General features: G+C 46.0%; 12 protein-coding genes. 7 read left to right on the top strand and 5 right to left on the bottom strand.

The genetic code is table 11. The features are described 5' to 3' along the window. Positions 1-84: 84 nt before the first annotated feature. Positions 85-993 carry a ketopantoate reductase family protein gene (locus C5I45_RS12360; RefSeq protein WP_025851471.1) on the top strand — a complete coding sequence of 303 codons (909 nt, stop codon included), beginning with the start codon at positions 85-87 and terminating at the stop codon, positions 991-993. A gap of 29 nt (positions 994-1,022) precedes the next feature. Here the strand turns inward: C5I45_RS12360 and C5I45_RS12355 are convergent, their stop codons facing one another. From C5I45_RS12355 to mreBH, 3 genes are all read right to left on the bottom strand, one after another. Beyond that, the gene (locus C5I45_RS12355; RefSeq protein ID WP_025851469.1) at positions 1,023-2,255 is read right to left on the bottom strand and encodes an aminopeptidase; all 1,233 of its coding nucleotides are present in this window, start codon (positions 2,253-2,255) and stop codon (positions 1,023-1,025) included. 100 nt (positions 2,256-2,355) lie between these two features. Continuing rightward, positions 2,356-2,490: a protein YkpC gene (locus C5I45_RS12350; RefSeq protein WP_003154559.1), complete on the bottom strand. Its 135-nt coding sequence runs from the start codon at positions 2,488-2,490 to the stop codon at positions 2,356-2,358. Between the two features lie 71 nt (positions 2,491-2,561). Then, on the bottom strand, positions 2,562-3,569 hold the full coding sequence (mreBH, locus tag C5I45_RS12345) for a cell shape-determining protein MreBH (RefSeq protein WP_003154558.1): 1,008 nt from the start codon (positions 3,567-3,569) through the stop codon (positions 2,562-2,564). A gap of 268 nt (positions 3,570-3,837) precedes the next feature. On the opposite strand from mreBH, the gene C5I45_RS12335 reads away from it, so the two are divergent. From C5I45_RS12335 to ade, 5 genes are all read left to right on the top strand, one after another. Next, positions 3,838-4,122: a transcriptional regulator AbhA gene (locus C5I45_RS12335; protein WP_024085249.1), complete on the top strand. Its 285-nt coding sequence runs from the start codon at positions 3,838-3,840 to the stop codon at positions 4,120-4,122. A 172-nt stretch (positions 4,123-4,294) separates the two neighbouring features. Beyond that, the gene (locus C5I45_RS12330) at positions 4,295-5,599 is read left to right on the top strand and encodes an ATP-binding protein (RefSeq protein ID WP_014304932.1); all 1,305 of its coding nucleotides are present in this window, start codon (positions 4,295-4,297) and stop codon (positions 5,597-5,599) included. A gap of 1 nt (position 5,600) precedes the next feature. Further along, entirely contained in the window at positions 5,601-6,428 is an 828-nt protein-coding gene (locus C5I45_RS12325) for a gamma-glutamylcyclotransferase family protein (protein WP_025851463.1), read from the top strand. A 40-nt stretch (positions 6,429-6,468) separates the two neighbouring features. After that, complete coding sequence (ktrC, locus tag C5I45_RS12320) at positions 6,469-7,134, top strand: Ktr system potassium transporter KtrC (RefSeq protein ID WP_003154554.1); 666 nt, start codon at positions 6,469-6,471, stop codon at positions 7,132-7,134. A gap of 148 nt (positions 7,135-7,282) precedes the next feature. Then, positions 7,283-9,016 (top strand): adenine deaminase, encoded by a 1,734-nt coding sequence (gene ade / locus C5I45_RS12315; RefSeq protein WP_025851460.1) that lies wholly within the window; start codon positions 7,283-7,285, stop codon positions 9,014-9,016. Between the two features lie 31 nt (positions 9,017-9,047). Here ade and rnjA read toward each other — a convergent pair whose 3' ends face one another. After that, on the bottom strand, positions 9,048-10,715 hold the full coding sequence (gene rnjA, locus C5I45_RS12310; protein ID WP_003154550.1) for a ribonuclease J1: 1,668 nt from the start codon (positions 10,713-10,715) through the stop codon (positions 9,048-9,050). A gap of 5 nt (positions 10,716-10,720) precedes the next feature. Continuing rightward, positions 10,721-10,930 carry a DNA-dependent RNA polymerase subunit epsilon gene (locus tag C5I45_RS12305; RefSeq protein ID WP_003154548.1) on the bottom strand — a complete coding sequence of 70 codons (210 nt, stop codon included), beginning with the start codon at positions 10,928-10,930 and terminating at the stop codon, positions 10,721-10,723. A gap of 354 nt (positions 10,931-11,284) precedes the next feature. On the opposite strand from C5I45_RS12305, the gene C5I45_RS12295 reads away from it, so the two are divergent. After that, positions 11,285-12,058: a Cof-type HAD-IIB family hydrolase gene (locus C5I45_RS12295; RefSeq protein WP_003154546.1), complete on the top strand. Its 774-nt coding sequence runs from the start codon at positions 11,285-11,287 to the stop codon at positions 12,056-12,058. The last annotated feature ends 4 nt before the right edge of the window (positions 12,059-12,062 follow it).

Here is a 12,062-nt window from a genome sequence, read left to right as displayed (position 1 = left end):
TATTTATGAAAAAAGTTTTCAATCTTCTGACTTCCCATTACAATAAAGGAATACATAAATTGAAAAGAGACGGAGGAATGCATCATGAAGTTTTTAGTTGTCGGAGCTGGGGGAGTGGGCGGATATATCGGCGCGCGTCTTGCAGAAAAGGGAAATGACGTTACATTTCTCGCCCGCAAGAAACGGGCGGAACAATTACAAGAAACGGGTTTGACCGTCAAAAGTGCAAAAGGTGATGTTTCAATCAAGCCGAAATTAATGTTGGCGGGCGAAGAAGGAGCATTTGACGCCGTTATCATCGCTTCAAAAGCGTATTCTTTGCAGGACGTCATTCGGGATGCCAAACCGTTTGTCAAGCCTTCGTCGGTCATTATTCCTTTTTTAAACGGATACAGGCACTATAACCAGCTGTTTGAAGCTTTTTCAAAACGGCAGGTGCTGGGCGGCCTCTGCTTTATTGAGAGCGCCCTTAACGACAAAGGGGAAATTCTTCATACGAGCGCTGCCCACCGCTTTGTTTTCGGTGAATGGAACGGGGAGCGCACAGAACGTATGAATGAGCTGGAAAACGCATTTGCAGGCGTGAAAGCGGATGTCATCATCAGCGGGGATATTGAAAAGGACATTTGGAAAAAATATATGTTTATTGCCGCGCAGGCGGGAGTGACCACTCTGTTTCAACAGCCGGTCGGACCGATTTTAGAAACAGAAGGCGGCCGCAGCACGGCAAAGCGCCTCTTTGCTGAAATCGGAGCCATTTTCAAGGCTGCCGGCATCCCGAAAGATCCTGGTCTGGAAGAAGAGAGTTATCGCACATTGACAAGCATGTCTTACCATATGAAATCGTCGATGCTGAGAGATATGGAAAAGGGCAGGGTGACGGAAGGTGATCATTTACACGGCTTTTTGCTTGAGAAAGCGAAAGGCTTGTCAATTGATACACCTGTTTTGGAAACCGTCTGCGCCAACTTGCAAATGTATGAAGCGAAATAAAAAGGAGGCCTGATCGCCTCCTTTTTTTATTAAAATGCCCAGTTTCCGTTTCTGAAGATCGGTTCTCTTTTGCCGTCCGCGGTAATGCCGTCGATATTCATTTCTTTGGAACCGACCATAAAATCTACGTGTGTAATGCTTTCATTTAAGCCCTCTTTGACAAGCTCTTCCCGTGTCATTTGTTTGCCGCCCTCAATATTAAAGGCATACGCACTGCCGATCGCCAAGTGGTTAGAGGCGTTTTCATCGTACAGTGTGTTGTAAAATAAAATATTTGATTGTGAAATCGGTGAATCGTACGGCACTAAGGCCACTTCACCGAGATAGTGTGAGCCTTCATCGGTTTCGACGATGCCTTTTAAAATCTCCTCGCCTTTTTCAGCTTTCACATCGACAATGCGCCCGTTTTCAAAGGTAAGAGTGAAGTTATCAATAATGTTGCCGCCGTAGCTAAGCGGTTTCGTGCTGGAAACCGTGCCGTTCACCCCGTCACGCTGCGGAAGGGTGAAAACCTCTTCTGTCGGCATGTTGGCCATGAATTCGTGCCCGCTTTCATTCACGCTTCCCGCGCCTGCCCATACATGTTTTTTCGGCAGTTCAATGGTTAAGTCTGTTCCTTCAGCCTGATAATGCAGGGCGCTGTAATGTTTTTTGTTCAGGTGTTCCACTTTTTCATGAAGATTTTGATCGTGTTTTTTCCATGCTTCCACAGGGTTTTCTTCATTTACGCGGGTTGTTTTGAAAATTTCTTCCCATAAAAGCTCAACGGCTGTTTCTTCCGGCTGATCCGGGAACACTTTTTTCGCCCAGCCTGTTGAAGCCGCTCCGATCACCGTCCAGCTGACCTTATCTGATTGAATATATTGTCTGTATGTATGCAATGCTTTTCCGGCGGCTTTTTGGAACGCTGCAATCCGTTTGCCGTCAGCGCCTTTTAACAGGTCGGGGTCGGATGAGACGACAGAAATAAACGCAGCCCCTTTTTTCGCGAGCTCTTCTTTGCCTTTTGCTTCCCATTCAGGATACTCTTCAAACGCTTCAAAAGGTGCCATCTCGTATTTTAATCTGGACAGTTCATCGTCCTGCCAATTTACGGTGACGTTTTTTGCGCCTTTTTCATAAGAATGTTTGGCAAGCAGTCTGACAAGTTCCCGGACATCAGTTGAGGCATTGATTACGACATGCTGTCCTTTTTGGACATTGACGCCGACTTCTACCGCCAGCTGAGCATATGTATTTAACTTTTCAGTAAACGAACTCATCGTTCATTCCTCCTCATCGGTTTTTCTCATCATATCAAATATCGCCTCATAAAGGAAAGGAAGGAGCACAAACGAAAAAGACACAGCTTTTGCTGCGTCTTTACGGGTGATTCAGTTTTACGGCGCCGCCGGCCGGAGAATGGGGCATATTGGCCAGTGAAATGCTCATACCCCCCAAAATAATTCCGCTTAAAATGACGGCTACTGCTACGCGTCTTCCCACATCTCTAAGCATATGCTTCCTCCTTAATGTTTCTCCAGTTCTCACAATATGAGCCGGCCGGAGAAAAAAGAAGCACAATCTTATTATTTAATCGCTTTTTGCAGCTTGTCGATGACGTCTAATGAACGCCCAGTGCCGATAGCCACTGATTCAAGCGGATTTGCCGCCAAATGAACGGGAACGACGATTTCATCTGTCAGCCATTCTTTCATCCCGTTTAAAAGGGAGCCTCCGCCGGTTAACACGACGCCGCGGTCAACGATATCACCGCTGAGCTCCGGCGGACAATCTTCAAGTGTCGCTCTGATCGCTTCAAGAATATGCAGGAGCGACTCACGCATCGCGTGCTGAATTTCATTAGACTGCAGTCTGATTGTCTTCGGCAGACCGGTTACGAGGTCACGCCCGCGGATTTCCATCGTTTCCGGCACATGTTCGATCAATGCAAATCCGATTTCCATTTTCACTTGTTCTGCCGTGCGTTCCCCGATCAGCAGGTTGTATTTTTTTCTGACGAACGAGGCGATATCTTCATCAAGCTGGTCGCCGCCGATTCTGATCGAGTGGCAGGATACGACGCCACCGAATGAGATGATGGCGACTTCAGTCGTACCGCCGCCGATATCTACGACGACGTTTGCGACCGGCTCGTCAACAGGGAGGTCGGCCCCGATTGCAGCGGCTACGGGTTCTTCAATCAAGTGAACGTTTTTCGCTCCGCAGTTTTTGACAGCGTCACTGATGGCGCGGCGTTCAACGGCTGTTGAGCCTGAAGGCGTGCAGACGACGACATTCGGTTTGCGGAAGGTCATTCCGATTTTTTTTCCGGCTTTTTTCATAATGTGTTTTAATAAGTCAGTTGTCATATCATAATCAGCAATGACACCGTCTTTCATCGGCCGTACGGCGACGATTTTCCCCGGCGTCTTTCCGATCATGCTTTTGGCATCCGTTCCGATGGCAAGCACCGCTTTCGTTGTTGTATCTACAGCGACAACGGAAGGTTCATTTAAAATAATTCCTTTATTTTTACTGTAAACAAGTATATTAGCGGTTCCTAAGTCGATTCCGATCTCAGTTGATTGAAACATGTTTTCACCCAATCCCTATCCTGATTTAATTGATTCTACATTTAAAGTTTCTGAGAAAAACCACGATTTTTGGGGGTTTCCGCCGGGAATGAAATGTTTTTGTAAAAAAGGAGGGAAAGTCTGTATCCCGTATTTCAAAAGGCTTTCTTTTGTAAAAAACATTCATTTCCGGATACTGAGAAACTTTTGCTCCGTTCCTTTCGTCTACGTTTATGAAGGATTTTCCTTGGACATAAAGAAGAGACATTAAGGGAAGTAGGGGATTTCTATGAAATCAATTGGTGTAGTAAGAAAAGTAGACGAACTCGGGCGTATTGTCATGCCGATTGAATTGCGAAGAGCATTGGATATCGCTATTAAAGATAGTATTGAATTTTTCGTTGACGGAGACAAAATTGTCTTAAAAAAATACAAGCCGCACGGCATTTGCTTAATGACCGGGGAAATTACCTCCGAAAATCAGGAGTACGGCAACGGTAAAATTATTTTAAGTCCTGAAGGAGCGAAAATGCTGCTTGAGGAAATCGAAGAAGCGTTAAAAGATAGATCATAATCAGCAAAAAGGGCGGGGCATCATTCCGTCCTTTTATTATGAACTTGTGCAAAAACTCACGGGAAAAGTAAGCGAACCTGCTCAATTAATTGGGAATAGTTATCATTTTTTAGTCAATAATGCAGTCAACAATGTTACAATATATGTAGAAATGTTAGCGGCAGGTGGGACTATGGGAAAATATCAAGCGCGTATCATTTCCTTAATCTTGGCAATGATTTTTATTATGTTTTGGGATTATTTATTTTATATGATTGAACGGAATCCGATTAACTGGCCCGTTGACATCACCTTTACCGCCGTCACATTAATCAGCGTCTGGCTGCTGGCTTATTATGTGGACAATAAAAAGCAGCTGCTGGCGGAGCTGAAGGACAGCGAGCAGAAAGCAAAGGCGCTTTCAGATGAGAAAAACCGGATCATGGACAATCTGCAGGAAATCGTTTTTCAGACGGATTCACAAGGGAATATTACATATTTGAATCAGGCCTGGACGACGATTACGGGCCACTCCATCAGCGAATGTATGGGCACGATGTATAATGATTATTTTATAAAAGAAAAACATATCATTGATTATATTATCTCCCAAATCAAGCAGCAGTCCCCGTCAGGAATGTTTACGGCCAAATATATTAAAAGAGACGGCACGATCTTTTGGGGAGAAGTCCATTATAAGCTGTATTATGACCGCAGACAGAAATTTGTCGGAAGCCTGGGGACGATGTCTGATATCAGTGAACGGAAAAAAGCGGTCGACGAGCTTCTGGAAACGAACGAACGCCTTGCCATGCAATCTCAAAAGCTGGCCATTGCCGGGGAGCTTGCGGCAGGAATCGCCCATGAAGTAAGAAATCCTTTAACGTCAGTCAGCGGCTTTCTCCAGCTGATGAAAGCCCAGTATCCGGAAAGAACGGATTATTTCGATATTATTTTTTCGGAGATTAAAAGGATTGATCTCGTGCTGGGGGAGCTGCTTCTGCTCGCCAAGCCGCAGACCGTGACGTTTACCGCTCATCATCTCAACCATATTTTAAGGCAGGTGGCGACGCTTCTTGACACGAACGCGGTGCTGTCGAACACTGTGATTGAGAAGGATTTCAGGCAGACTGAGTCCTGTATGGTCAACGGGGACGAAAACCAGCTGAAACAGGTATTTATCAATATTATTAAAAATGCGATTGAAGCGATGCCTGACGGCGGGAATATTCATATTTATACAGAACGGGATGAAGAATACGCGGTGATCAGCATACAGGATGAAGGAAACGGCATGTCGAAAGAAAAGCTTGAAAATATCGGGAAACCGTTTTTCTCAACAAAAGATCAGGGAACGGGTCTCGGGCTTCCGATTTGTTTACGAATTCTGAAGGAGCATAATGGTAAACTTAACATTAAGAGCAAAAATGGAGAAGGCAGTACGTTTCAGGTGATTCTGCCGTTAGAAGCGGCTGCTGTCCAAAAGGAGGAAAAATAACTTGCTTCTTTTTGTATACGGTTTGTTACGGAAGCGTGAAGAAAACCATGAACTGCTGAAAGGCGCTCCGTGTGTGTGCGAGCAGGCCGCGATAAACGGTGTGCTGTACGAAACGGATAAAGGTCAGCCTGCGGCGTCTTTAGCAGAAACAGCTTTTGTGTACGGGGAATTGTATGAAACAGATCATCAGATGATCCGTAAGCTGGATATGTATTATGCTGATTTTGACCGGAAAGAGGTTGCCGTGACGACGGATGCCGGGAATAAAACCGCCTTCGCATATGTCGTAAAGCACGGCCAGTGTGCCTCATTCAGCCGTATCAAAAGCGGAGACTGGAAAGAATACCGTTTTATGAAACGGGAGGATGACAGTCCGGTTTATTATTTCGCTTACGGCTCCTGTATGGACAATGCCCGGTTTAAACAGGCGGGGGTCGACCACTTCTTTGCCGAGCCGGTCGGAGGGGCGGTTGTTGAAGGGTATTCGACGAGATTCACGTTAAGACGTCCTGACGGTTCCAGAGCCGATCTTGTTGAAGACGGGGGACGAACTGAAGGCGTGCTGTACAAGCTCCCGTTTGAAGCGGCAACCTATCTGTACAAAAGAGAAGGTGTTGATAATCACACATACCGTCCCGCGTTCATAGAAGTGTGTGCCGGCGGCCGTGTATACAGGGGCGTCCTGACGTTTCTGGTTCTTGATAAAGCTGAGGAAATTGCGCCTCCGGGTCACTATCAGGAAGAAATCGAACGCGGAGCGGACCTGTATTTATCACCCGCCTTTTCAGAAAAGCTTAAACGCTATATGAACTCATTGCCGAAAATGTGATACTATTCCTATTAGAGATATTGTTTAAAGGAGTACTGTTATGAGAAAAGAGTTTGCCGTTATCGGTCTCGGACGCTTCGGCGGAAGTATTTGCAAAGCATTAAGTGAAGAAGGCCTTGAGGTCATGGCGATGGATATTGATGAAGATAAAGTAAATGAATACGCCAAAATCGCATCACACGCGGTGATCGGCGATTCAACCGATGAATCGGTGCTGAAAAACTTGGGGCTGCGCAACTTTGACCACGTCATTGTGGCAATCGGCGAAAATATACAGGCGAGCATTTTAACGACGCTGATCTTAAAGGAACTCGGCGTGAACACGATCACGGTTAAAGCGCAGAACGATTATCATGAGAAAGTGCTTGCGAAAATCGGGGCCGATCACATCGTCCACCCTGAACGTGACATGGCAAAACGCATCGCCCACAACATCGTATCAAATAATGTGCTTGATTATTTGGAGCTGTCCGACGAACACAGCATTGTGGAGATCGTGGCCAACAGCAGGCTTGCGGGCAACACACTGCTTGATCTGGACATCCGGGCGAAGTACGGCATTAATATCGTGGCCATCAAGAGAGAAAAAGAAGTGATCGTATCTCCGCTGGCGACTGAAATGATCCAAAAAGAAGATATTCTCATCGTTATCGGCTCTCTTACGGACATTTCCCGATTTGAAAAAAGAGTGCTTCATACAAAGTGAAAAGCCGTCCGTAAAAGGACGGTCTTTTATTATGTCAGAATAGAAAGACATTTATCATGTAAGCGGTATATTCTGCAATTTTTATTGACTATGATCAGGCGATCCGATAGCATATTGTACCATATAAAGAAAAAGAGGAGGCCTCATTTTGAACAAAGAAACACTGGCTGAACGGCTGAATGCATCAGCCGGCAGACAAAAAGCCGATACCGTCATTAAAAACGGAAAAATCATGGATGTATTTAATCAGGAATGGATTTCTGCAGATATCGCCATTACGGGCGGAGTGATCGTCGGGCTGGGCGAATATGAAGGGGAAGAAGTTATTGATGCAGAAGGCCAAATGATCGTTCCGGGCTTTATTGACGGACATGTTCATATCGAGTCCTCTATGGTTACTCCGATTGAATTTGCTAAAGCCGTCCTCCCTCACGGAGTGACTACTGTCATTACTGATCCTCACGAAATTGCGAACGTTTCCGGAGCAAAAGGCATTTCATTTATGATAGAGCAGGCGAAAAAGGCGCCGCTGAACATCCGTTTCATGCTTCCTTCCTGTGTTCCCGCCGCTAGCTTTGAACGCTCAGGAGCTGTATTAAAAGCCGAGGATTTAAAGCCTTTTTATCAGGAGAAAGAGGTGCTCGGGCTTGCGGAAGTAATGGATTATGTGTCTGTTGCGGAAGGTGAAGAGGATATGCTTCAGAAACTGCTTGATGCCAAGCGTCACGGAAAGCGGATCGACGGGCATTTAGCCGGACTGTCTGCAGATATCATCAATATATACAGAACCGCAATGGTGTCAAATGATCATGAAGTGACGACAAAAGAAGAAGCGCTGGACAGAATCAGACGGGGAATGTACGTCATGCTGCGCGAAGGATCGGTGGCAAAAAATACGCTCAATGTGCTGCCGGCGGTGAATGAAAAAAACGCGCGCCGCTTTTTCTTTTGTACGGATGATAAGCATGTAGATGATCTGCTTTCAGAAGGAAGTGTGAACCACCAAGTCAAAATGGCGATAAAGGCGGGACTTGATCCATTCCTTGCGTATCAGCTCGCCAGCTTAAATGCGGCTGAGTGCTACGGCCTTGAAACAAAAGGGGCGGTAGCGCCGGGTTTTGACGCAGATCTGCTGTTCATTTCAGATGTACGGGAGGCTGCCGTCACGAAGACCATGGTCGCCGGCCGGACCGTTGCCGAGAACGGACGGACGGTTTATGAACAGTCTGCCGGTTCCTATTCGCCGGATCAGGCACTGTTGGATACAGTGCGGCTGAAAGCGCCGCTGACTGAATCGGATTTTCATATACCGATTCAAGAGGGCAGGAAAATGAATGTAATCGAAATGATACCGAATCATTTGGAGACGAGAAAAAAAGAAGTGCCTGCACCGTCTGCTGACGCATTTCGTCCTGATACAGATAATGATTTATTAAAAATCGCCGTCGCAGAGCGGCACAGCGGCGAAAAAATGATAGGACTCGGGATTGTACAAGGATTCGGGTTAAAAGAAGGCGCCATCGCCACAACCATTTCTCACGATTCCCATAATATCATCGCCGTCGGTACAAACGATGCTGATTTGGCAAAAGCAATCAACAGGCTCCGTGACACCGGGGGCGGATTAACAGCCGTGAAAAACGGAGAATTGCTTCACTCCGTTCCGCTTCCGATCGCCGGGCTTTTGTCTGATAAGTCGGCGGAATGGGTTAATGACAGCTTGGGCGTGCTCCATGAAAAGCTTCCTCTGCTTGGATTCACCGGTGATTTCAATCCGTTTCTCACCTTATCGTTTTTAGCCCTTCCGGTGATTCCGGATATTAAAATGACGGCGGCCGGTCTGTTTGATGTCAAAGCCTTTCAGCATATTCCGCTGCAATAAAAAAACTGCACTCGTAATGAGTGCAGTTTTTTTAGACCTCCATAATGATCGGAAGGATCATCGGGCGGCGTTTTGTTTTTTCGTATAGGAACGGAGCAAGCGTATCGGTAATTTCGTTTTTAATTTCGGACCACTGCGTTGTTTTCCGATCCATTACTTTCTCCAGATGGTTCGAAATGAGCTGCTGCGCGTCATTGATCAAATCACCGGATTCTCTCATATATACAAAACCTCTTGAGATTAAATCAGGTCCCGCCGAAACCTTAAAGTCGTCCATATTGATGCTGACAACAACGATAACAAGGCCTTCTTCTGAAAGAATGCGGCGGTCGCGGAGCACGATATTGCCGATATCACCGATTCCGCTTCCGTCAATGTAAACGGAGCCTGACGGAATTTTGCCTGCCACAGCGGCTTCTTCGCCTTTGAGGGCCAGCACTTCGCCATTATCCATGATAAAGCAGTTTTCTTCAGGTATGCCGCAATCAGTCGCGAGTTTGACGTGCATTTTCTGCATTCTGTACTCACCGTGAATCGGCATAAAGAACTTCGGTTTGATCAGGCGGAGCATTAATTTCTGCTCTTCCTGTCCGCCGTGTCCGGATGTATGAATGTCATTCAATGAACCGTGAATGACTTCTGCGCCCGCACGGTACAGCTGGTTGATGGTGCGGCTTACGCTGATTGTGTTTCCGGGTATCGGAGAGGAAGAAAAGACGACCGTATCTCCGGGATTAATGGAAATCTGCCGGTGCGTCCCGTTAGCGATTCGTGATAACGCCGCCATCGGTTCACCTTGGCTCCCCGTACATAAAATCGTTACCTTATTGGCAGGCATACGATTGATTTCGTTATGCTCAATAAACGTATTTTTAGGACAGGTAATGTAACCGAGATTTTGTCCGATTTCAATAGCCGATTCCATACTGCGTCCGAATACGGCAACTTTTCTGCCGTTTAAAACGGCTGCTTCAATCACCTGCTGAAGACGGTGTATATTCGAAGCGAATGTCGCAAATATAATTCTGCCGTCCACTTTTCGGAAAATATCGTGAATGCTTTCGCCTACGCGGCGTTCTGACATGGTGAAATCAGGCACCTCACTGTTTGTACTGTCAGAAAGCAGGCACAAAACGCCTTCTTTCCCGATTTCAGCCATCTTTGTCAAGTTGGCCGGTTCGCCTACCGGTGTGAAATCGAACTTAAAGTCCCCGGTATGTACGATATTGCCCGGCGGTGTTTTGACGACGATTCCGTATGAATCCGGAATGCTGTGTGTCGTTCTGAAGAAGGATACAGACGTCTTGCGGAACTTCACGATGTCGTCTTCACCGATGATGTTTAATTTGGTCTGTCTTAACAGCCCGTGCTCTTCAAGTTTATTCCGAAGTAAGCCGATCGCGAGTTTACCGCCGTAAACGGGAATATTTACTTGTCTGAGCAGGTACGGAATACCGCCGATATGGTCTTCATGACCGTGGGTGATAAACAGACCTTTAATTTTATCTTCATTTTTTACTAAATACGTGTAATCGGGGATTACGTAATCAATGCCGAGAAGTTCATCTTCCGGGAACTTGATTCCCGCATCAATCAGTACAATTTCATCCTGAAACTGCACCCCGTACGTATTTTTCCCGATCTCGCCCAATCCGCCGAGGGCGAAAACGGCAGTCTGGTCATTTTTTACAAATTTCATTCCGCTCATAACTCCAATACTTTAAAATTTTCGCTCTGCTTCTCATATTCTAAAAAAGCACCGTCCACAGGCTGAACAAATTCAATGTTGTATTTCTGATCTTTCAGTTTCGTTCTGACGTCCCGTTCTGAAACGCCCTCAATGTAAAGTGAATCTGTTTTTTCCCGAACAGGTACTTCGTCAGCCTTCTCTTGATAAAATACCTTATAAATCATCCAAATCTCTCCTTAAATGCCGTATGTTAGACTCGCTTATTCTATTATATTCGAAAACGGATTATAAGGAAAGTCTCGAGCAAAAAAGGGACTTTCAAAAACCGAAAGATCCCTTCTATGCGATGACTTTTTTCCGGAGCATTCCGCCCCACTGTCTTCTGAGTTTCTTCCGTAATCGGCGCAGCATCGTATACCTCCTTTAAAGCCCTTTATAGCAGTAGTATGCGGAAAAAATGAATTTGTTTTCGTGGGTAAAACTGGAATTTCATCAAGGCGGTTTTCCGGAAGAAAAACTTTCTGTATGATGATATTGAAAAAGACACGACTGATAAACGGGAAAAAGGAGAAATTGACATGAAACCAAAACTGATCTTTTTTGATATTGACGGCACGATCTATGACCATGATAAACATATTCCCGATAGCGCAAGAAACGCCGTGACGGCGCTTAAAGAGGCTGGACATCACGTTTTTATCGCCAGCGGAAGGTCCCCGTTTATGGTAAAACCGATTCTGGAAGAGCTTGAGATTGAATCATTTATTTCATACAACGGCCAGTATGTCGTATTTGAAGGTGAGGTCATTTATAAAAATCCGCTTCCTGAAGATGCGGTTGCGCGTTTATTAAAGCAGGCGGCAGAAGGGGAGCACCCCGTCGTATTTATGGCGGAAGACACGATGAAAACGACCGTCCCCGGACATCCGCACGTCTCGGAAGGTATCGGCAGTCTGAAAGCGCCTTATCCCGAAGTTGATGAAACATTTTATAAAGGAAAAGAAATTTATCAGCTGCTTTTATTCTGCCGCGGACATGAAGAAAAAGCATATGCCGCTTTTCCGGAGTTTGATTACGTCCGCTGGCATGAATTGTCAACGGATGTGCTTCCGAAAGGCGGTTCAAAAGCGGAAGGCATTAAAAGAGTGCTTGAGCGGCTTCCGTACGGCGTAAGTGACACTTATGCATTCGGCGACGGACTAAATGACCTTGAGATGATCCGTTTTGCCGGCACCGGGGTGGCGATGGGAAATGCGGTTCCGGAATTAAAAGCTGCCGCCGATTTCGTCACAAAGCCGGTGGATGAAGAGGGAATCAGCTGGGCCGTCAAAGAACTGGGCCTTTTGAAATAAAGAA

It is taken from the genome of Bacillus sp. ZY-1-1 (assembly GCF_003047165.1).
Taxonomy (GTDB): Bacteria; Bacillota; Bacilli; order Bacillales; family Bacillaceae; genus Bacillus; species Bacillus velezensis.
This window is presented reverse-complemented; position numbering and strand designations above follow the sequence as displayed.

Coding starts and splice junctions, on each gene's coding strand:
- C5I45_RS12360 (WP_025851471.1), top strand. CDS start 85: ATGAAGTTTTTAGTTGTCGGAGCTGGGGGAGTGGGCGGATATATCGGC.
- C5I45_RS12355 (WP_025851469.1), bottom strand. CDS start 2,255: ATGAGTTCGTTTACTGAAAAGTTAAATACATATGCTCAGCTGGCGGTA.
- C5I45_RS12350 (WP_003154559.1), bottom strand. CDS start 2,490: ATGCTTAGAGATGTGGGAAGACGCGTAGCAGTAGCCGTCATTTTAAGC.
- mreBH (WP_003154558.1), bottom strand. CDS start 3,569: ATGTTTCAATCAACTGAGATCGGAATCGACTTAGGAACCGCTAATATA.
- C5I45_RS12335 (WP_024085249.1), top strand. CDS start 3,838: ATGAAATCAATTGGTGTAGTAAGAAAAGTAGACGAACTCGGGCGTATT.
- C5I45_RS12330 (WP_014304932.1), top strand. CDS start 4,295: ATGGGAAAATATCAAGCGCGTATCATTTCCTTAATCTTGGCAATGATT.
- ktrC (WP_003154554.1), top strand. CDS start 6,469: ATGAGAAAAGAGTTTGCCGTTATCGGTCTCGGACGCTTCGGCGGAAGT.
- rnjA (WP_003154550.1), bottom strand. CDS start 10,715: ATGAAATTTGTAAAAAATGACCAGACTGCCGTTTTCGCCCTCGGCGGA.
- C5I45_RS12305 (WP_003154548.1), bottom strand. CDS start 10,930: ATGATTTATAAGGTATTTTATCAAGAGAAGGCTGACGAAGTACCTGTT.
- C5I45_RS12295 (WP_003154546.1), top strand. CDS start 11,285: ATGAAACCAAAACTGATCTTTTTTGATATTGACGGCACGATCTATGAC.